The 20,536-nt window shown below is 65.9% G+C and carries 19 protein-coding genes, 1 tRNA gene and 1 other RNA gene; 10 read left to right on the top strand and 11 right to left on the bottom strand.

All coding sequences use genetic code 11. The features are described 5' to 3' along the window. Positions 1 to 40: 40 nt before the first annotated feature. Positions 41 to 274: a DUF4170 domain-containing protein gene (locus tag ACH0AE_RS05430; RefSeq protein ID WP_294444148.1), complete on the top strand. Its 234-nt coding sequence runs from the start codon at positions 41 to 43 to the stop codon at positions 272 to 274. A 166-nt stretch (positions 275 to 440) separates the two neighbouring features. On the opposite strand, the gene greA is transcribed toward ACH0AE_RS05430, so the two are convergent. The 4 genes from greA to carA form a co-directional block, all read right to left on the bottom strand. After that, positions 441 to 917, bottom strand: coding sequence for a transcription elongation factor GreA (gene greA, locus ACH0AE_RS05425; RefSeq protein ID WP_294444149.1), 477 nt, complete (start codon positions 915 to 917; stop codon positions 441 to 443). 79 nt (positions 918 to 996) lie between these two features. Continuing rightward, positions 997 to 4,326, bottom strand: a complete 3,330-nt coding sequence (carB, locus tag ACH0AE_RS05420; protein WP_294444150.1) for a carbamoyl-phosphate synthase large subunit — start codon at positions 4,324 to 4,326, stop codon at positions 997 to 999. A gap of 16 nt (positions 4,327 to 4,342) precedes the next feature. Then, positions 4,343 to 4,642: a hypothetical protein gene (locus tag ACH0AE_RS05415; protein WP_294444151.1), complete on the bottom strand. Its 300-nt coding sequence runs from the start codon at positions 4,640 to 4,642 to the stop codon at positions 4,343 to 4,345. Beyond that, complete coding sequence (gene carA, locus ACH0AE_RS05410) at positions 4,639 to 5,817, bottom strand: glutamine-hydrolyzing carbamoyl-phosphate synthase small subunit (protein WP_406875519.1); 1,179 nt, start codon at positions 5,815 to 5,817, stop codon at positions 4,639 to 4,641. The genes ACH0AE_RS05415 and carA overlap by 4 nt, the downstream gene beginning before the upstream one ends. A 97-nt stretch (positions 5,818 to 5,914) precedes the next feature. Here carA and ACH0AE_RS05405 point away from each other — a divergent pair, with 97 nt between their 5' ends. From ACH0AE_RS05405 to ACH0AE_RS05370, 8 genes are all read left to right on the top strand, one after another. Further along, on the top strand, positions 5,915 to 6,367 hold the full coding sequence (locus ACH0AE_RS05405; protein WP_294444156.1) for a GatB/YqeY domain-containing protein: 453 nt from the start codon (positions 5,915 to 5,917) through the stop codon (positions 6,365 to 6,367). 114 nt (positions 6,368 to 6,481) lie between these two features. Beyond that, positions 6,482 to 6,880 carry a GIY-YIG nuclease family protein gene (locus ACH0AE_RS05400; protein WP_294444153.1) on the top strand — a complete coding sequence of 133 codons (399 nt, stop codon included), beginning with the start codon at positions 6,482 to 6,484 and terminating at the stop codon, positions 6,878 to 6,880. Further along, positions 6,871 to 8,763 (top strand): DNA primase, encoded by a 1,893-nt coding sequence (dnaG, locus tag ACH0AE_RS05395; protein ID WP_406875518.1) that lies wholly within the window; start codon positions 6,871 to 6,873, stop codon positions 8,761 to 8,763. The genes ACH0AE_RS05400 and dnaG overlap by 10 nt, the downstream gene beginning before the upstream one ends. Then, on the top strand, positions 8,763 to 10,778 hold the full coding sequence (rpoD, locus tag ACH0AE_RS05390; protein WP_406875517.1) for an RNA polymerase sigma factor RpoD: 2,016 nt from the start codon (positions 8,763 to 8,765) through the stop codon (positions 10,776 to 10,778). The genes dnaG and rpoD overlap by 1 nt, the downstream gene beginning before the upstream one ends. A 190-nt stretch (positions 10,779 to 10,968) precedes the next feature. Beyond that, positions 10,969 to 11,856, top strand: a complete 888-nt coding sequence (locus ACH0AE_RS05385) for a PAS domain-containing protein (RefSeq protein WP_294445099.1) — start codon at positions 10,969 to 10,971, stop codon at positions 11,854 to 11,856. Between the two features lie 55 nt (positions 11,857 to 11,911). Continuing rightward, the gene (locus ACH0AE_RS05380) at positions 11,912 to 12,571 is read left to right on the top strand and encodes a DUF6975 family protein (protein ID WP_294445098.1); all 660 of its coding nucleotides are present in this window, start codon (positions 11,912 to 11,914) and stop codon (positions 12,569 to 12,571) included. An 82-nt stretch (positions 12,572 to 12,653) separates the two neighbouring features. After that, positions 12,654 to 13,508, top strand: coding sequence for a MoxR family ATPase (locus ACH0AE_RS05375; protein ID WP_294445097.1), 855 nt, complete (start codon positions 12,654 to 12,656; stop codon positions 13,506 to 13,508). Positions 13,509 to 13,638: 130 nt separating this feature from the next. Then, positions 13,639 to 14,811: an aspartyl protease family protein gene (locus ACH0AE_RS05370; protein WP_406875516.1), complete on the top strand. Its 1,173-nt coding sequence runs from the start codon at positions 13,639 to 13,641 to the stop codon at positions 14,809 to 14,811. Here the strand turns inward: ACH0AE_RS05370 and ACH0AE_RS05365 are convergent, their stop codons facing one another. From ACH0AE_RS05365 to ssrA, 6 genes are all read right to left on the bottom strand, one after another. Next, positions 14,812 to 15,579, bottom strand: coding sequence for a LamB/YcsF family protein (locus tag ACH0AE_RS05365; protein ID WP_406875515.1), 768 nt, complete (start codon positions 15,577 to 15,579; stop codon positions 14,812 to 14,814). Between the two features lie 51 nt (positions 15,580 to 15,630). After that, the gene (locus ACH0AE_RS05360) at positions 15,631 to 16,386 is read right to left on the bottom strand and encodes an SDR family NAD(P)-dependent oxidoreductase (RefSeq protein ID WP_294445094.1); all 756 of its coding nucleotides are present in this window, start codon (positions 16,384 to 16,386) and stop codon (positions 15,631 to 15,633) included. Positions 16,387 to 16,443: 57 nt separating this feature from the next. After that, positions 16,444 to 16,518, bottom strand: a tRNA-Glu gene (locus ACH0AE_RS05355). Between the two features lie 81 nt (positions 16,519 to 16,599). After that, positions 16,600 to 18,345, bottom strand: coding sequence for a single-stranded-DNA-specific exonuclease RecJ (gene recJ / locus ACH0AE_RS05350; RefSeq protein WP_294445220.1), 1,746 nt, complete (start codon positions 18,343 to 18,345; stop codon positions 16,600 to 16,602). A 4-nt stretch (positions 18,346 to 18,349) separates the two neighbouring features. Further along, positions 18,350 to 19,030: a 2OG-Fe(II) oxygenase gene (locus tag ACH0AE_RS05345; protein ID WP_294445218.1), complete on the bottom strand. Its 681-nt coding sequence runs from the start codon at positions 19,028 to 19,030 to the stop codon at positions 18,350 to 18,352. A gap of 123 nt (positions 19,031 to 19,153) precedes the next feature. Continuing rightward, positions 19,154 to 19,542: a transfer-messenger RNA gene (gene ssrA, locus ACH0AE_RS05340) on the bottom strand. Between the two features lie 42 nt (positions 19,543 to 19,584). On the opposite strand from ssrA, the gene ACH0AE_RS05335 reads away from it, so the two are divergent. Further along, on the top strand, positions 19,585 to 20,016 hold the full coding sequence (locus tag ACH0AE_RS05335) for an Rrf2 family transcriptional regulator (protein ID WP_294445036.1): 432 nt from the start codon (positions 19,585 to 19,587) through the stop codon (positions 20,014 to 20,016). A 38-nt stretch (positions 20,017 to 20,054) separates the two neighbouring features. Here the strand turns inward: ACH0AE_RS05335 and mscL are convergent, their stop codons facing one another. Continuing rightward, the gene (mscL, locus tag ACH0AE_RS05330) at positions 20,055 to 20,507 is read right to left on the bottom strand and encodes a large conductance mechanosensitive channel protein MscL (protein ID WP_294445037.1); all 453 of its coding nucleotides are present in this window, start codon (positions 20,505 to 20,507) and stop codon (positions 20,055 to 20,057) included. Between the last annotated feature and the right edge of the window lie 29 nt (positions 20,508 to 20,536).

Here is a 20,536-nt window from a genome sequence, read left to right as displayed (position 1 = left end):
CGGCTTCAAACAAGGCCGCCGAGGCACTATGGAGCGCCGCATGAGCAAGCTTCATCTCGTTTTCGGCGGCCGGGTCTCCGACCCCCGTACCCTTGAGTTCGACGATCTCAATTCGATCGATATCGTCGGTGTGTTCCCTGATTATGCCTCGGCCGAAAAGGCGTGGCGCGGCGCAGCGCAGCGCACGGTGGACGACGCGGAAATGAAGTATGTCGTCGTACACCTGCACCGGCTGCTCGAGCCGGATCTGCTGAAGCCCGACACCAAGGACTGATCCAGGATCCGAGATCGCCAACCTTCACGTGCCGGGACTGACATCCCGGCACTTTCTTTATGTCCGTTGTGCGCTGGCGCTTATGGTGCCGCAGGCCCGCCCTGAGACGCGAGACGCGGCTACACACATGGGCGGCCGTAAAGGGCAGGTTTCCCTGCCCCGCGGTTCAGATGAACTCGATCTTCGAGACGACGTAGTAGCGGTCGCCAGCCGGCACCGACACCTCGACCTCGTCGTCGACGCTGCGGCCGATCAACGCGCGCCCGATAGGCGAATTGTAGCTGATCCGCCCAGACTTTGCGTCGGCCTCGGTCTGGCCAACGATCTGATACTTGATCGGCTTGTCGTCCTCGTCGAGCAACGTCACCGTCGCGCCGAACACCACCTTGTCGCCGGACAGGTCACGCGGATCGATGATCTGGGCGCGCGACAGCTTGTCCTCGATGTCGGCGATGGTCGCCTCGATCTGGCCCTGCCGCTCCTTGGCGGCATGATATTCGGCGTTTTCCGACAGATCGCCGTGGGCACGCGCTTCTTCGATGGCATCGACGATCTGTGGCCGTTCGATTTTCAGCCGTTTAAGCTCCGCAGTCAGCTTGTCATAGCCTTCCTGCAGCATCGGCATCTTCTCGACGGTCGCCATGTGCGCGTCACCCTTCAATAAACACGTCCCCGAGCGGCCTCCTCTTAGCCGCTTCGCACCTCAAACAAATTGTCGGGGATTAGTTGTGCGACTGCGAATAATAGGCCTGCAACGGGCGCACTTCAAGGTTCTGCGACACCGTCGTGATAGCCTTTGCTGCCTGAATGCTTGCTTGGGCGGTGGTGAAGTACGGGATCTTCTGATTCACCGCAGACGCGCGGATCGGCTGCGAATCCTTCAGGCTCTGCCAACCTTCGGTGGTGTTGAAGATAAGCGCGATGTCGCCGTCCTTGATCCGGTCAACGATGTGCGGCCGGCCCTGCGCCACCTTGTTTACCACCTCGACCGGCAGGCCGGCACGCTGCAGGTGATCGGCGGTGCCGCCGGTCGCGACGATGGTGAAGCCGGCGTCTACCAGTTCGCGGATCGCGGGCGTGATCGCCGCCTTGTCATTGTCCTTCACGCTGACGAACACCTTGCCGCCGCTCGGCAGCACATTGCTTGCCGCGAGCTGTGACTTGGCGAAGGCGGTGGTGAAATCGCGATCGATTCCCATCACTTCGCCGGTGGATTTCATTTCCGGGGACAACACGGGATCGATTCCCGGGAAGCGGTTGAAGGGGAACACCGCTTCCTTCACCGCGACATAATCGATGTTGCGATCGATCGCCGGCAGGTCCTTCAGCTTCTCACCCGCCATCACGCGCGCCGCGATCTTGGCGATCGGCGATCCGATCGCCTTGGCGACAAACGGCACCGTGCGGCTGGCACGCGGGTTCACCTCGATAAGGTAGACCTTGCCGTCCTTCACAGCGAACTGGATGTTCATCAGGCCGCGCACGCCAAGGCCGTGCGCCAGCGCCTCGGCCTGACGCTCGATCTCTGCGATGATCTCGGCCGGCAGCGAATAGGGCGGGATCGAGCAGGCGCTGTCGCCGGAATGGACGCCGGCCTCCTCGATATGCTGCAGCACGCCGGCAACCACGACATCGTCGCCGTCGCAGATCGCGTCCACGTCCACCTCGATCGCGTCGCGCAGATACTGGTCGATCAGCACCGGCGCGTCGCCGGACACCTGAACCGCGGTCTGGATGTAATCCTCCAGCTGCTGCGGCCCGTCGACGATCTCCATCGCGCGGCCACCGAGCACGAAGCTCGGGCGCATCAGCACCGGATAGCCGACGCGTTCGGCGACGTTCAGCGCCTCTTCGCGGCTGCGGGCGATGCCATTGTTGGGCTGGAGCAGGCGCAGCTTGTCGACCAGCGCCGCGAACTGCTCGCGATCCTCGGCCAAGTCGATTGCCGAGGGCGAGGTGCCGAGGATCGGAATCCCTGCCGCCTCGATCGCACGCGCCAGGTTCAGCGGCGTCTGGCCACCGAACTGGACGATCACGCCGACGAGTTCGCCCTTGGACTGCTCGACATGCAGGATCTCCAGCACGTCCTCGGCCGTCAGCGGCTCAAAATACAGGCGATCCGACGTGTCATAGTCGGTCGAGACCGTCTCCGGGTTGCAGTTGACCATGATCGTTTCGAACCCGGCATCCGCCAGCGCGAAACAGGCGTGACAGCAGCAGTAATCGAACTCGATCCCCTGCCCGATCCGGTTCGGTCCACCGCCCAGGATCACGATCTTGCGGCGATCGGACGGCATCGCCTCATTCTCGGGCTCGCCGAAGCTGGGCGCCTCATAGGTCGAATACATGTAGGGCGTCTTGGCGTCGAACTCGGCCGCGCAAGTGTCGATCCGCTTGAACACCGGGCGCACGCCCAGCTTGTGGCGATGCTCGCGCACCTCCTGCTCGGTGACGCCGCCGGTCATCGCCTTCACCGCCTCATGGATCAGGCCCGACCCTTGCGCAATGCCACGACGCATGCCGCGAAGGTTCGCCGACTGGAGCGCGAGCCAGGCAAGCCGCTTGTCGCTGAATCCCATCGCCTTCAGGCGGCGCATGCCGGCCGCGTCGATCGGCAGGCCGTTGCGGCACACTTCCTCTTCGGCGCGCACGATCTCCTCGATCCGCTCAAGGAACCAGGGGTCGTACTTGGCGATCGCGTGCACTTCGGCGACGGTGAAGCCCTCGCGCAGCGCCTGGGCGGCGACCAGCAGGCGATCGGGCGAGGCAACGGCAAGCGCCGCCTCGATCTCGGCGCGCGGCGCGCCGACCAGCCGCTCGACGCGATCGAAGCCGCTGAGACCGGTCTCCAGGCCACGCAGCGCCTTCTGCATCGACTCATGGATATTGCGCCCGATCGCCATCACTTCGCCGACGCTCTTCATCGCGGTCGACAGCACGGCTTCGGCGCCCTTGAACTTCTCGAAGGCGAATCGCGGGATCTTGGTGACGACATAGTCGATCGTCGGCTCGAACGAAGCCGGGGTCGCGCCGGTAATGTCGTTCTCGATCTCGTCCAGCGTGTAGCCAACCGCCAGCTTCGCCGCGACCTTGGCGATCGGGAAGCCGGTGGCCTTGGAGGCGAGCGCCGAGGAGCGCGACACGCGCGGGTTCATCTCGATCACGATCAGGCGGCCGTCCTTCGGATTGACCGCGAACTGTACGTTCGAACCGCCTGTTTCCACGCCGATTTCGCGCAGCACCGCAATGCTGGCGTTGCGCATGATCTGATATTCCTTGTCGGTCAGCGTCAGCGCCGGCGCGACGGTGATGGAATCGCCGGTGTGGACGCCCATCGGATCGATATTCTCGATCGAGCAGATGATGATGCAATTGTCCGCACGGTCGCGGACCACCTCCATCTCATATTCCTTCCAGCCGAGCAGCGATTCCTCGATCAGCACCTCGGTGGTCGGCGAGGCATCGAGCCCCTTGCGGACGATCTCGAGGAACTCCTCGCGATTGTAGGCGACGCCGCCGCCGGTGCCGCCCAAAGTGAAACTCGGCCGGATGATCGCGGGAAGCCCGGTCTTCTCCAGGGCCTCCAGCGCCTCCGCCTCGGTATGCGCCACGGCCGAGCGAGCGCTTTCCAGCCCGATCTTGTCCATCGCGTCGCGGAATTTCTGGCGGTCCTCCGCCTTGTCGATCGCTTCCGCGTCGGCGCCGATCATGGTCACGCCGTACTTCTCCAGCGTGCCGTCGCGGAACAGCGCCAGCGCAGTATTTAGCGCGGTCTGCCCGCCCATCGTCGGCAGGACGGCGTCGGGCCGCTCCTTCTCGATGATCTTCGCGACGATCTCCGGCGTGATCGGCTCGACATAGGTGGCGTCCGCCAGCTCGGGATCGGTCATGATCGTCGCCGGGTTCGAATTGACCAGGACGATGCGATAGCCCTCTTCCTTGAGCGCCTTAATCGCCTGCGTGCCCGAATAATCGAACTCGCACGCCTGACCGATCACGATCGGTCCGGCGCCAATGACGAGGATGGAGGAGATGTCGGTGCGCTTGGGCATTATGTCTCTCTTGGTCCTACTCGGCGGCGCCAGCCGTCGCGCCGATCGGCGTGAGGCTGGCTCCCGAAATCTTCTTCACTTCGGCGGCGATGCAGGCGGCGGCCTTTTCGGCAGCAGACGCTGGCATGTCGCCCGGCAATTCCATCGTCACGTCCGCGGCAGACGTCGCCTTGAGCCGCGCTTTCTCCACCCCGCATTTGTTCGGGATCGAGGAAAGCCGCGCCTGCAACTGGTGCTGGTTCGCCGGGGCAGCCTGCGAACAGGCAGCCAAGGCGAGGATCAGCACCGGAGCAGCAAGCCGGCCCGTGGTGATCAACGCAGCGAGCCCACGAACCGTTCGAACAGGTAGAAGCTGTCCTGCGGACCCGGGCTCGCCTCGGGGTGATATTGCACGCTGAACGCGGGCTTGTCGGTCAGCTCCAGGCCGGCATTGCTGCCGTCGAACAGTGAAACGTGGGTCTCGCGCGCATTCGCCGGCAGGCTTTCGCGTTCGACTGCGAACCCGTGGTTCATGCTGGTTATCTCGACTGCGCCATCCGCGAGGCGCTTCACCGGGTGGTTTGCACCACGATGGCCCTGGAACATCTTGGTCGTGCGCGCACCGACCGCAAGGCCGAGCAGCTGGTGCCCAAGGCAGATGCCGAACAGCGGCTTTCCGGTCTCCAGCAGCTTCTGGATCACCGGGACCGCATATTCACCGGTCGCGGCGGGATCGCCCGGGCCGTTCGACAGGAAGATGCCGTCGGGATTGAGCGACATGATCGTGTCGAAATCGGTCTCCGCCGGCACCACCGACACCTTCGCGCCCGCCTGAACTAGGTTGCGGAAAATATTGTGCTTGCTGCCATAATCGATCGCCACGACGTGCGGGCGATCGTCGCCCTGCACACCGTTATAGCCAAAGCCGATCTGCCAGATCCCGCCGTTGCGGTCCTCACCCCAGGTGGCGTGCGTCTCACGAGTTACCGTCTTGGCGAGGTCCATGCCCTCCAGCCCCGGCCACTCACGCGCCATCTTCAGGAGAAGGTCGAGATCGAAATTGCCGTCCGCGGAATGCGCGACGACGCCGGTGGGCGCCCCGCCCGCGCGGATGCGGCGGGTCAGCGCGCGGGTGTCGATCCCGGCAAGGCCGATGCGTGCGTGGCGCTTCATCCAGCCCTCGAGGTTCTCGGCGGCACGGAAGTTCGACGGCGCGGTCGGATCCTCGCGCACGATCATGCCCAGCGCGTGCGGCTCATCCGCCTCCACATCGTCCGGGTTCGCACCGACATTGCCGATATGCGGAAAGGTGAAGGTGATGATCTGCCCGGCAAAGGAGGGATCGGTCATGATCTCTTGATAGCCGGTCATCGCGGTGTGGAAGCACACCTCGCCCACTGCCTGTCCCTCGGCGCCGAAGCCACGGCCCCAGATCACATCGCCTGAGGCGAGGACGAGGACGCCGGTGGCGCCGTCAGGTTTGGGCGCGTGCGAAGGGTCGGCGTCGGCCATGGTGGCGGGCACTCCTGGGGTAAGCGGCGATGTACGTTAAGTGCGGCGCGCTAAACTCGCCCCTCCCCCGCGTCAATCTGATATGGGCGCAGTCATCATGATTCGAGACGATATCAAGCAAGCCCAGATCGCCGCCATGAAATCCGGCGACAAGGAAACCCGCGCTGCGATCAGCCTGATTCAGGCCGCGATCAAGAATCGCGACATCGAGGCCCGCACCCAGACGAACGCGCCGGAAGACGATGCGCTGGTCGTCGAAGTGCTGCAGAAGATGAAGAAGCAGCGCATCGAGTCGATCGACATGTATCGCAAGGGCGGCCGCGAGGAACTGGCCGCAGCCGAGGAAGCCGAAGTCGCCGTTATCGACCGCTTCCTCCCCCGCGCATTGAGCGAGGAAGAAACCACCGCCGCGATCGAGGCCATCAAGGCCGAGATCGGCGCTTCCGGCATGAAGGACATGGGCCGCGTAATGGCGGAACTGAAGGCGCGCCACGGCACGGTGCTGGACATGTCGAAGGCCAGTGGGCTGGTGAAGGCGGCGCTGGCCTAGGTTCAGGCTGTCAAACCGGACAGCACAAAACCCTCCGTTCGTCCTGAGCCTGTCGAAGGGCGCGCCCACCCACCGCCCCTCGACCGACTCGCATCGATCTGCCAAGCCAACGACATGCTGTTCTGGGTCTACTTACTGCACTGTTCGGACGGCAGCTTCTACGCCGGACATACGGGTAACTTGGACCCGCGAATTTCGCGGCATCACGCCGCACGCAGGAGTGACTACACGGCACGGCGGCAGCCGGGTTCGCTGGCATGGTCCCGGGAGTCTTCAACGCGGTTGGAGGCGCTCGAGACCGAACGCCGCATCAAGGGATGGTCACGTGCCAAGAAGGAAGCGTTGATCACGGGTGGGTGGGATCAAATTTCCCGACTGGCCGCCTCCCATCCGGCACGCCCTTCGACAGGCTCAGGGCGAACGGGCGGAGAGAGGCCCGGCGCCGCGCGAAAGCGCGCTCGTTCCGAGCTTCTCGAAGGACGTCGATTGAAGACAGAACACCCATGTCCCTGACCCCCGCCTTCCTCGACGAACTGCGCGCACGCACGTCGCTGTCTGCGCTGATCGGCAAGACGACCAAGCTCACCAAGGCGGGCCGGGAGTATAAGGGATGCTGCCCGTTCCATAACGAGAAGACGCCCAGCTTCTACGTCAACGACGACAAGGGCTTCTATCATTGCTTCGGCTGCTCCGCTCACGGCGATGCGATTCGCTGGATGACGGATCAGCGCGGGCTGCCGTTCATGGATGCGGTGAAGGAACTCGCGCAGGCGGCGGGAATGGACGTGCCCGCGCCCGACCGTCGCGCGGCCGAGCGAGCCGAGAAGGCGCAATCGCTGCACGACGTGATGGCGGCGGCGGCGGAGTGGTTCCGCACCCAGCTAGACGGGATTGAGGGCGCGCCCGCCCGCGAATTGCTCGAACGACGCGGCATCACGGAAGCGACTCGCCGCGCCTTCGGCTTCGGCTTCGCGCCCGATTCGCGCGGCAAGCTTCGCACCGCCCTGAAGCAATTCGGGGACGCGATGCTGATCGAGGCTGGCCTTCTGATCAGCGTCGAAAACAAGGAGCCCTATGACCGCTTCCGCGGGCGGCTGATGATCCCGATCCGCGATCAGCGCGGGCGGGTGATCGCCTTCGGCGGCCGGATCATCGGCGACGGCGAGCCTAAATATCTGAACTCGCCCGATACGCCGCTCTTCGACAAGGGCCGCACGCTCTACAATCTCGATCGCGCCCTGCCTGCCGCCCGCAAGGCGGACCGGGTGTTCGTGGTCGAGGGCTATATGGATGCGATCGCGCTGGCGCAGGCCGGGATCGGCGAAGTGGTCGCCCCGCTCGGTACTGCACTGACCGAGCATCAGCTGGAGCGCCTGTGGCGGATCAGCGACGTGCCGACTTTATGCCTCGATGGCGACAATGCCGGGCAGAAAGCCGCGATCCGGGCCGCGCACCGCGCCATGCCGCTGCTCGGGCCCGGCCGCAGCCTGCAGTTCGTGACGCTGCCCGAAGGGCAGGATCCTGATGACCTGATCCGCGCCAAGGGTGTCGGCGCGTTCGAAGCGCTGGTCCGCGAGGCGACCCCCCTGGTCGACCGGTTATGGGCACATGAACTCGCCGCCGAGCCGCTGACGACGCCCGAGCAGCGCGCGGGGTTCCGTGCCCGCATGGGGGAGCTCGCCAAGACGATCGGCGATCCGGTGGTGCGATCGGAGTATCAGGCCGAGTTCCGTCGCCGCTACGACGAGCAGTTCGGCCAAAGCCGCCGCCCTTTCGAGCGCGGGCGTCCGTTCGAACCACGCCAGCCCTTCACCCCGCGGCGCCCGGGGCAGAAGTGGACGCCGCCGCCCGCCCCCGTCACCGAGGACGCAAAGGCCTTCCGCGTTGCCGGTATCGACCGCGTCCTTGCCAAGGCGGTGCTCGCCGGTCTGATCCGCCATCCGGCCGAAATCGCCCGCCACGTCGAGGTGCTGGGATCGCTCCGCATGGCGGATGGCGCCCTTGGCCGATTGTTCGAGGCGGTTGTTGATGTGGCGCTTGAAGATCGGGCGCTTGATAGCGACCGCCTCGTCACCATATTGGCCGGCAGTGGTTTCGAAGCGATCGCCCGCGATCTGCTGAGAGCCGATACGATGCCCTATTCCTTCACGCAACCGACGGGGGACGAGACGCGCGCCAGGGAAGACCTTGACGAAGCGATCGCGATCCTCGTCGCGCAGCCAGAAGTGGATGCGGCATTGGCCGATGCAACCTCTGCCATGCAGGCGCGCTTCACCGAAGAAGCGTTTGAACGGCAGGTTGCGTTGGTGAAGGAAAAACAGGCGCTGGAGCTTCGGCTTGCAAATCTCGTGCAGTCGAACGAAGACGCCCGCGCTTTTGATGCCGAGGACGATTGATGGCGAAGGTGAACGGTAGCGGTGCAGACGAAGGCGCGGAAGTGGCCGATGCCCCGCTGATCGACCTGAATGACGCGGATATCAAGAAGCTGATCGCCCGCGCGAAGAAGCGTGGGTACATCACGTATGACCAGCTGAACGCCGCGCTGCCGCAGGACCAGATGTCCTCGGATCAGCTCGAAGACGTGATGTCCGCGCTCAATGAGATGGGCGTCAACATCGTCGAGAACGAGGAAGCGGGCGAGGACGGCGAGGATCAGCCTGAGGACGAGGTCGAGACCGTCGACGTCGATCAGGAAAACGCGCCTGTCGTCGAGAAGAAGAAGGAAACGGTGGACCGCACCGATGATCCGGTGCGCATGTACCTGCGCGAGATGGGCGCCGTCGAGCTGCTCAGCCGCGAAGGCGAAATCGCGATCGCCAAGCGCATCGAAGCCGGCCGTGACACGATGATCATGGGCCTGTGCGAATCGCCCATCACCTTCAACGCGATCATCGACTGGTCCACCCAGCTCAATGAAGGCACGATGCAGCTGCGCGAGATCCTCGATCTCGACGCGATGCTTTCCAAGGGTCCTTCGGCCGAACAGGTCGAGGGTGCCGAGGAAGACAATGGCGAGATTAGCGAGAAGACCGCTGGCGCCTCCTTCAAGGAAGAGGAAGAGCCCGAGGAAGTCTCGGCTGACGACGACGATGACATGACCGAGCGCCGCACGCCGCGGCCGTCGGACGACGAGGAAGAGGACAATACCCTCAGCCTCGCGCAGATGGAGGAAACGCTCAAGCCGATGGCGCTTGAGAAGTTCGCCAACATCACGTCGATCTACAAGAAATTCTCGAAGATGCAGCAGGGCCGGCTCGACGCCATGGGCGGCGGGACCGAGCTGACGGCGGCCGATGAGCGCAAGTACCAGAAGCTGCGCGAGGAACTGACGGCCGAGGTCGAGAGCGTCCAGTTCCACAACGCCAAGATCGAGTATCTGGTCGACCAGCTGTACAGCTACAACCGGCGCCTTACCGCGCTGGGCGGTCAGATGCTGCGGCTGGCGGAGCGGCACAAGGTAAGCCGCAAGGACTTCCTCGATCGCTACATGGGCCATGAACTCGACGATACGTTCCTGGCGACGGTGAACGGCCTCGACAAGAAGTGGACCGCCTTCGCGACCAACGAGGCGGCTGCCGTTGAGCGCATCCGCAGCGAAATCGCCGAGATCTCGCAGCAGACCGGCATGGCGCTGGGCGAGTTCCGTCGCATCGTCAACATGGTGCAGAAGGGCGAGCGCGAAGCGCGTATCGCGAAGAAAGAGATGGTCGAGGCGAACCTGCGCCTCGTGATCTCGATCGCCAAGAAGTACACCAACCGCGGCCTGCAGTTCCTGGACCTGATCCAGGAGGGCAACATCGGCCTGATGAAGGCGGTGGACAAGTTCGAGTATCGCCGCGGCTACAAGTTCTCCACCTACGCCACGTGGTGGATCCGGCAGGCGATCACCCGCTCGATCGCGGACCAGGCGCGCACGATCCGCATCCCGGTCCACATGATCGAGACGATCAACAAGCTGGTCCGCACCAGCCGCCAGTTCCTCCACGAGCAGGGCCGCGAGCCCACGCCCGAGGAAATGGCCGAGCGCCTGAGCATGCCGCTCGAGAAGGTGCGCAAGGTGATGAAGATCGCCAAGGAGCCGATCTCCCTCGAAACCCCGATCGGCGACGAGGAAGACAGCCACCTGGGCGATTTCATCGAGGACAAGAACGCCGTCATTCCGGTGGATGCCGCGATCCAGGCGAACCTCAAGGAAACGGTCACCCGCGTCCTCGCCAGCCTGACGCCGCGTGAGGAGCGCGTGCTGCGCATGCGCTTTGGCATCGGCATGAACACCGATCACACGCTCGAGGAAGTCGGCCAGCAGTTCAGCGTGACGCGTGAACGTATCCGCCAGATCGAGGCGAAGGCGCTTCGCAAGCTGAAGCACCCGAGCCGCAGCCGCAAGATGCGCAGTTTCCTCGACCAGTAACCAACGGCTGAAATGACACGAACGGAGCGGGAGGAGTGATCTTCCCGCTCCTTTTTTTGCGTTCGGAACGGGAGGCGCGGACGGAGTTCAAGCCAGATCGGCGCGATCGGCCACGCAAATACGCGCGCCTCTTGCCACTTTGGATCGATCCACTTGTCGCCCCCGGCATCGCGCCCGCAAGTTTCGGCTCATGAAGAACGCTCCCGTTTTTCCGATCGCTTCGGACCAGCAGGTCACCGCCTCCGATCTCGTGCGCCACTTCGGCATCTGGCAGGAGCGCGCCGGGCGCGGGCCGGTCTATATCCTCCACCGCGGCCGTCCCCGGCTGGTGATGACCTCGGTTGACGTGATGGACGCGCTGTGCTCGACGCACAGCGGTCAACCGGTCGAGGGCGGGCAGCTCGGCGCGTTGCTCGACGCGCTCGGCGATATGATCGTCGTGCTTGGCGCGGAGCAAACGATCATTGCGGCAAGTCGGGGCGCGCGCGCCTATTTTGGCGATGCCGCTGATGTCGGCGCGCCGGTCAGCGGCTTGGCCTCTCCCGGTGACGAAGCACTGGCAGCGACGGTCACGCGCGTCGCCGTCTCCGGCTTGTCGGAGACGACCGAGTGCCGCTCCCCTCGCTTCCCCGATCGCCTGCTCGCCTATGCGGTCGATTGCGTGCCCGCCGGCTGCATCGTTCAGATCAGCGACGCGACTGCAGCGGAGGAACGCCAGCACTGGCGGGACCGGCATGATTCGGCGTTCAGCGCGCTCGAGGCCGCCGGCGCTGCCTGCGCGATCATCAATTTGCGGGGTCGGATCGAACAGGCCTCCCCTGCCCTTGCCAAGCTCACCGGCGCCAGTGTCGAGGCATTGTCCCTCGCGCGCATCGTCTCGCTGGTTACCGTGGGAGATCGCAGCACCGTGGGCGAAGCGTTCGAAGCGGCGATCGACGAACGCACCCCGCAGTCGGTCACCGCCTCGCTGCTGGTCGGCGGCGCCGAGCTTCGCCCGGTTCGCGTCGGCCTGGCGCCACTTGCCAGCTCCGGGCGCGTCGTCGGGGTTACCGTCGTCGTCACGCCTACGACGTCGTAAACGCCATGTTTACGCTGTCGGCCTATGGTCAACCCTCAACCATCGGGGAACATGGGTGCCGACGCTTACCAGTCCAGGCTTCGCGACGACGGGTCGCTCGATCGGCGATCTGGTCGCCGACGAGGGCAGCGCCGCCATGGAGCATGCACTGGCACTGCGCGCGCCGGCGGCGCTGACGCGCGATCTGTCCGATGCGGTCCATGCTTTGTGCGCGCTACACGGCGCCGCGCCCAGCATGGTCGAGATCTCGCTTGATGCGCGCGGTGCGCAGGATATTCGCGCCTGGCTCTACGAGACGGCGGTCGCCTTCGATGACGAGCGCCACCTCCTGGTCAAGCTGACCGCCGCGATCGGCCCGCTCCCCTCCACGCCCGGACAGGCGGAGACTGAAGCCGCGATCGCCACGCAGCAGCGCGCGCTCGCCACATTGGCGCGCTCGGACCGCAATGGATGCGCGCTTGGCGCTACCTTCGCGTTCCTCATCGACTGGCGTGCGATCCGCTCCGTCCTGGCGGTGGCCGCCACCCGTGCCGGAGTCACGCTCCGCGAAACCTCATTGCCGTCCGCGGACGACATCGCGCCGATTGCCGAGCGGCTAGCCAGCGAGCCGGCCTGCGCCCGCGCCATGATGTTCGGCGCCCAGCAACTCGTCGCGCAGCATCGCGGCCTGTGGCATCTGCTCGCCGCCCGCGCGGAGGCACGCAACGCGCTTTAATCACCGCGGCTTAACTGGCTTGCGCACGATCGAAAATTCCCCCATCGTCGTACCCGATAGTCGAACGAGACGGGATGAGGGCATGAAGCGGTTCGAGGGCACGCAGAGCTACGTTGCGACCGACGATCTGAAAGTCGCGGTGAACGCCGCCGTGTCGCTACGCCGGCCGCTGCTGGTGAAGGGTGAACCGGGCACCGGCAAAACGGTTCTGGCCTATGAGATCGCCAAGGCGACCGGCGCGCCGCTGATCGAGTGGAACGTCAAATCCACCACCAAGGCGCAGCAGGGCCTGTACGAATATGACGCGGTCGCCCGCCTGCGCGACGGTCAGCTCGGCGACGAGCGCGTGCACGACATTTCGAACTATATCCGCAAGGGCAAGTTGTGGGAGGCGTTCACCTCCCCCGAACTGCCGGTGCTGCTGATCGACGAGATCGACAAGGCGGATATCGAATTCCCGAACGACCTCCTGCAGGAGCTCGATCGCATGGAATTCCACGTATACGAAACGAAGGAGACGGTGCGCGCCACCGAGCGCCCGATCGTCGTCATCACGTCGAATAACGAGAAGGAACTGCCGGACGCGTTCCTGCGCCGCTGCTTCTTCCACTATATCAAATTCCCCGACCGCGAAACGATGCAGGCGATCGTCGACGTCCACTTCCCCGGCATCCAGAAGATCCTGGTCTCCAAGGCGATGGACATCTTCTACGAGGTCCGCGACGTGCCAGGCCTGAAGAAGAAGCCGTCGACCAGCGAGCTGCTCGACTGGCTGAAGCTGCTGCTGCATGAGGACATGCCGCTCGACGTGCTGCAGAACCGCGATCCGACGAAGGCGATTCCGCCGCTCCACGGCGCATTGCTGAAGAACGAGCAGGACGTGATGCTGTTCGAACGCCTCGCCTTCATGGCGAAGCGTCAGGCGAACAAGGGCTGATCACCAGCCTCACGACGATCCCCGCCGCCTGCCGATGCTGGACGGCGGCGGTGATCGTTGAACGGGCGCCCAACGTACCCCTGACATGCCGGTAGCCGCTTCCGCGGTGCCGCGCTAAACGCACAACGTGTTGCTTCTCCCGTTGCTTGTCGCTGCCGCCGCACCGCTTGCCCTGCCCGCGGCCCAGCCGGTCGGCAGCGCGACTTTGGCGCGCGACGCCGAAACGCGCTGGGTGCCGTTCGAGCTCACGCCCGGCAATCAGCTCCGCTTCACCATGACGGTCGACGGCCGGCCGGCAACGGCCATCCTCGACACCGGGGTCAGCTATTCCGTCCTCTCCCGTCGCTTCGCCGAGCGCGCAGCGCTGAAGGTGCGCCCCGGCGGCAATGCGACCGCCATCGGCGGCGTGGTGGACATTGGATGGACGCCGACCGCGACGATCGCGATGGGCGGCCTGACGCGGCGCGGCGGCGGCCTCACCGTGGCCACGCTCCCCGCGATCGCAACCGGCAGCGCCGATGCGGTCGACCTTCTCGTCGGCCGGGACCTCACCGGCGGCTTTGCGCTCGACATCGATTATGCCGGCCGGCGCTTCCGCCTGCTGCCAAGCGGCCGCCTGCCTTTCCGCGGCTTCACCGCGCCGCTCAGCATTTCGCGCGACCGACTGGTGTATGTCAGCGAGATCACGCTGGGCGCCGCGCGGCTGCGGCCAATGGTGGTCGATACCGGCGATGGCTCGTCAGTGACGGTCACCGCCGGCGGCTGGGCCAATGCCCGCCTTCCCGGCATCCCCACGACCACCGCCATCTCCTTCGGCCTCGCCGGCGCGGTCACCAGCACGATCGGCATCGTGCCGACGCTCCGGCTGGGCGAGCTTACCGCGCGCAATGTCGAAATCCGTGTCGAGCCGGCTGGCGGATTCTCCGATTCGATCGAGGCGGCGGGCCGGATCGGTTCGGGCTTCCTGCAGAATTACCGCGTGCTGCTCGATCCCACCGCCGGGCGAATGATCCTGAGCCCCGTCCCGCATGCCGATCAGCCCCCGGTCCGCTCGACCAGCGGCCTGTTGGTCGGCGTCGCCAGGGACCGGCTGAAGGTTCTGCACGTGATGCAGGGCGGGCCGGCACAGGCGGCGGGGTGGAAGGAAGGCGACATGATCTGCGCCATCGACGGGCAAACGATCCCGGCCGATTATCCCGCCAGCCCGCTCGCCAGCTGGTCCGCAGGGACGCCGGGCCGAACCGTCACGCTCCGGATGTGCGACGGCACCGAGCGCAAGCTGACGCTGCGCGACTTCTACTGATCAGACGAACGGCGCGATGGTGATCCCGCGCGCCATCAGCACGTCGCGCACGCGCCCGGCCATCGCCACCGCGGCCGGGTTGTCGCCATGGACGCAGATCGAATCGACGTCGAGGCGCACCGTCCCACCCTCCATCGTCGCCATTTCGCCCGTCTCCAGGAAGCGCGCGAGACGCGCCGCCGCCTCGTCGGCGTCATGGATCACCGCGCCCGGCATGCTGCGCGGGACGAGGTCACCAGCGGGGGTGTAGCCGCGATCGGCGAAGACCTCGCTGAACACGCGCAGGCCCGCTGCCCGCGCGGCCTGCTCAAGCGCGGTGCCGGAAATCGCCAGAACGGCAAGCTCGCGGTCCACCGCCGCCACCGCGCGTGCGATCGCCGCCGCCACCTCGGCCTCTGCGGCTGCGACATTGGCCAGCGCGCCATGCGGCTTCACATAGCTGACGGGATGATCGGCAAGCGCGCCGATCGCGATCAGGGCGCCCACCTGCGCCGCAACGAATCGCTCGATCTCGGCCGGGGTGGCCGGTAGCCGCCGCCGTCCGAATCCCGGCAAATCCGGATAGCTCGGATGCGCGCCCACCACGACGCCGCGCTCGCGCGCGAGCCGCATCGTACGGAACATCGTCTCTGGGTCGCTCGCATGGCCTCCGCAGGCGACGTTGGCGCTGCTGACGAGCGCGAGCATCGCGGCATCGTCGCCCATCGACCAGGGGCCAAAGCCTTCGCCGAGATCGGCGTTCAGATCGATCGACCGCATCGCCGCCATCTACGCCTTTCACCCCCCGCTTGTCTAAGGGGGCTGTGACGGAACGCGCGCCTAGAGCGACTGGCCGTCGTCGATGTCCACCACCGTGCCGGTCACCATCTCGCTGGCATCGGATGCGAAATAGAGGAGCTGAGGGTCGAGCACGTCGATCGGCATGAAGCGCCGGCGATGCCAGCTGGAAACCTGCTTGGCCCCGCCCTCGGTCTCGAACCAGTCGCCGGCGATCTCGGTTTGGATATAACCCGGCTGGATCACGTTCACGTTGATTCCCATGCGGACCCACTCGCGCGCCAGGTTGCGCCCCAGATGGGCGACGGCTGCCTTGGAAGCGGCATAGGCGCTGTCGCCATGGCCGGTAACATGGGCGGTGATCGATCCGATCAGCACGATGCGTCCGCGGCCGGTATCGCGCGATCCTGCCGCCATCAGCCGCTTGGCGCCTTCACGGGCGGTCAGCAGCACGCCGGTGAAGTTGGTGTCGATCGTCTGGCGAAGCGCGTCGGGCGCGACGTCCACCGTGCGCCCGCCGTTGGCGACACCGGCATTGGCGATCACGGTGTCGACCGTGCCGAAATGCGCCTCGGCAGCGTCATAGGCAGCGGCGATGGATTGTTGGTCGGTCACGTCGATCGCGACGGGCAGCGCCTTGTCGCCAAGCTCGGCGGCAAGCGCCTCGACCCGGTCGATCCGCCGCGCGCCGATCACTACCCGCGCGCCGGCAGCAACAAAGATTTCCGCGAAATGGGCGCCCAGACCGGAGGATGCACCGGTAATGAGCGCAATGCGCCCAGTGAGATCGAAAGCCATTCATCCCCCCTCGCCTTGCGCCCGTTCGGTGACGCAAGCTGCGAGCGGGCGATGTGCTGGTGACCCCTACGGGACTCGAACCCGTGTTTCAGCCGTGAAAGGGCCGCGTCCTAACCACTAGACGAAGGGGCCAGCGGGGGGTGCAGCTAGAGGGGGTCTCCCGACCTGTCAATCGCACTCACGCCCGAAAGATATTTTTATTGCTGCAGCTGCTCAATCCGCCCAGGCCGCATCGTCGAGATGAAGCTCGGCGACCGGGCGCTGTGCCCAGTCGTCGATCTTTGCGCGGCCGGCGAGCCACAGCCGGCGGTGCGACGCGGCGCCGAGCAGCGCGGCGCCCAGCGGCGTGTCCGCGGCGCGAAAGGCCATCGCCTTCAGGCTGCGGCCGTCATCTCCGGCGACGATCGCGCGGACATGGCCATTGCCGACCACGTCCACGCGCACTGCGCGCACCGGCCCGATGGCCACACGCGGGCTCGGCCATCCCATGCCATAGGGCCCGCCCATTTCCAGCGCGGTGACGAGATCAGGCGTCACACCCCCTGGCGCATGAACCGAATCGACCAGCAAGGCGCGATCCGCCACCGCCGCCGCGACCCGCGCGGACAGAAGCTCCTCCAGAAAATCGGCAAAGGCCGGCACCTTGTCAGCATCGATGGTGAGGCCGGCCGCCATGGCATGGCCGCCGCCCGCCACCAGCAGCCCTGCCTCCTTCGCCGCCAGCACCGCCTGGCCAAGGTCGACGCCGGGGATGGAGCGACCCGATCCCTTGCCGAGGCCATGTTCGTCCAAAGCGATGACGATCGCCGGCTGCCCCAGCTTCTCCTTCAGGCGCCCCGCCACGATGCCGATCACGCCAGGATGCCAGCCGCGCCCCGAGACCACCGTCACGGCGCGATCCGCCGCGTACATCGTCTCCGCCTCGGCCTGCACGGCGCCTTCAATCGCACGCCGCTCCTCGTTCAGCCGATCGAGCTCCTGCGCGATCATCCGCGCTTCGTCCGGATCGCGCGTGGTCAGCAGGCGCACGCCCAGGTCCGCGCGCCCAACCCGCCCGCCGGCATTGATCCGCGGCCCCAGCGCGAAGCCCAGGTCACTTGCGGTCGGTGCGCGGGTCAGGCGCGACGCTTCGATCAGCGCAGCAAGGCCGATGTTGCGCCGCCCGGCCATTACCTTCAGCCCCTGCGCGACGAAGGCCCGGTTCAGCCCGCGCAGCTGCGCAACGTCGGCAACCGTTCCCAACGCGACCAGATCGAGCAGGTCGAGCAGGCGCGGTTCCAGCCGTGCCGCGAAGAAGCCACGGCCGCGCAGCACGCGCAGCAGCGCCGCACCCAGCAGGAAGGCGACGCCGACGGCCGCGAGATGCCCGTGCGCCGCGCCTTCATCTTCGTCCAGCCGATTGGGGTTCACCACCGCATGGGCGACCGGCAAGGCGCTGGCGCATTGATGATGGTCAACGACGATCACGTCGACCGGCACCGCACGTGCCGCCTCCAGCGCCTCGAACGCTTGCGCGCCGCAATCGACCGTGACGATCAGGCTCGCGCCTTCCTGCGCCAGCCGCGTCATCGCCGTCGCGGTCGGGCCATAGCCCTCGACCAGCCGGTCCGGGATATAGGGCCGCGCCTCGATCCCCAGCTGCCGCAGCAGCAGGATCATGACCGCCGCCGATGTCGCGCCGTCGACGTCATAATCGCCGAACACCGCGATCTGCTCGCCTGCCACCACCGCGTCGGCGAGCCGCTCGGCGGCACGGTCCATGTCGCGAAAGATCGACGGATCGGGCATGAAGGCGCGGATCGACGGGCTGCGGTGATCGTCCAGCGCCTCCCGCGGGCAGCCGCGCGCCAGCAGCAGCTGCGTCACGAGGTCGTCGAGCGACAGATTGTCCGCCGCCGTCGCGCGCCACCGCCACGGCTGGCCCATGATTGACCGTTCGACCCCCAGAACGTGCATCATCGGTTCACGCCCGCGCCGTCCAGGGCGCTTCGCGGAACCACTTGGTGATGATGTACTTCACCCCCTCGGACACTGCCGTCCCTTCGTGCAGCGTCATCGGATTGGGGCTGCCGTCCGCCAGCATGTTGTTCCACGCGAGCAGCGTGCCCCGCTTGGGCGCAACCCGCACGCCGGCCTGCGGAAACCAGGTCGCGCCACCTTCCTCCACATCGTTGAGGAAGATCATCGCTGTCCACACACGCTGCCCGCCGGACGCCTTCATGGCGGGCCAATAGCTTTCGCCCTCGTGGAAATAATCGTGGTGCGCCTTGAAATACTGGCCGGGCGCGTAGCGCTGCCCCTGCATCGTCTCGCCCCAGGCAGGATCGAGCCCCAGCAAGTCCGCCAGCCCCTCGTCGATCGGCCGGATCTCAGGCGAATGCCGGTTCATGTCGCAGCTTTCGGAGGTACGGAACGACGTATCGCCGCGATCGGACAGCAGCGTCGAGGGCCGCCGGTTGGCGTCGATCATCGCCACCAGCCGCTTGCAGGTGGCGACATCGAGATAGTTCGGGATCTTCCAGGCGTCGGCGACTGCGCTCAGCAGCTTCACGGCGCGCGGATCAGCCGACAGCCGCGCCGCGACCGCCGCCCCGATCTGCGCGCGATGCTGCGATGGATGTCCGGGTACAGATTGGCTCGCCATGGCACCTATTTGCGCGCCGCCCGGCCGAAGACAAGGGCGGTGCCAATGCGGCCCTCTCGGCGGGCACGACTGACCTTACCGCGCCAGCTTCGGGACGCGTGTCGATGTTGAGGAGACATGGCAGGTGGGGGGCTTCTGTTGCCCGGCGCCCCCCGTGCCGCTGGAATCCGCTTCTGTTGCCCGGTGCGGTCCAACCGCGCTATTTTGGTATAACCTTAGGCCGTTAAGCCGTCAGGTTACGCCGCAATCGCGAGTGCTTCGTTATCGTTGGCACTTGTGTATGGGCCGTCACGGTGGTCCCATTCCGAGCAAAAGCCAGCGCCTTTCAACACACGTCGATCCTGGTTCGGCCCCGTCAACGTCTCTGCTGAAAGCAGAAGCGATGGTGGAGCCGCCGGGTACTGCCCCCGGGTCCGCTGTGCCTATTCTTCGCCGGCGTTTATCGCCATAGCCGTGGGGCAAGCCCCGCGAGCCCGACCGATATAGGGCGTCGGGACGAAACTGCAAAGACCGCCTTTCGGTCGCCATAATGCGGGTGCATATAACAGGGTATCATGCTTACCCAGCGTTCCCGTTACGCCCTGCGCTCGATGCTGTATCTCGCAACGACGCCCGCAGGCGGCCCGCCCGTGCCGATGAACCGTATCGCCGTCGAGGCGAACGTCCCGCGCAAGTTCCTCGAGCTGATCCTCGCCGATCTGCGTGATGCCGGGCTGCTGCACAGCCACCGCGGCAAGATGGGCGGCTACGTCCTCGCCCGTCCGGCGCATCTCATCTCGCTGGGTGAGATCATCCGCGTGATCGAAGGCCCGCTCGCGCTCGTCCCTTGCGTCAGCCGGACCGCGTATCGCCCGTGCCGCGATTGCAAGAGCGAGGCGGATTGCGCGATCCGCCACGCCATGGCCCGCGTACGGGACGAGACGGCGCGGATCCTCGACGGCACCAGCCTCGCCGATGCGACGGCGGTGGAGATGGCCGCCGCCTGATCGCGGCGCGCCGATCCTCACCGTCCGCTGCGCCGGATTTAGATTTTCGGCCGCGCCTTCAGTTCGTCGCGAATCTCGCGCAGCAACGCGACATCCGCGGGTTCCGCCTTGGGCTCCTCGGCGCTCTTCTTCTTCTCGTGCTCGAACATCGCCACCGCGCGGTTCACCGTGCGCATCAGCATGAAGATGATGAACGCGACGATGACGAAGTTCACCGCCTGGGTGATGAACGCGCCATAGCCAAGCAGCGGCACGCCCGCCTTCTTCAGCGCGACATAATCGGTCGATCCGACGAGGTTCGGCGGCACCTTGCCCAGCGTGATGAAGTAGCTGGAGAAATCGAGCCCCCCGAAGACCCTGCCGATCACCGGCATCAGCACGTCCTCAGTCAGCGACGTGACGATCTTGCTGAACGCGGCGCCGATGATCACCGCCACCGCGAGATCCAGCACGTTGCCGCGCGCGATGAACGCCCGGAATTCCTTGAGCATGACAAAACCTTCCGCTGTTCTAATCTAGG

Source organism: Sphingomonas sp. 179-A 2A2 NHS, from assembly GCF_045371305.1.
Classification (GTDB): Bacteria; Pseudomonadota; Alphaproteobacteria; order Sphingomonadales; family Sphingomonadaceae; genus Sphingomonas.
This window is presented reverse-complemented; position numbering and strand designations above follow the sequence as displayed.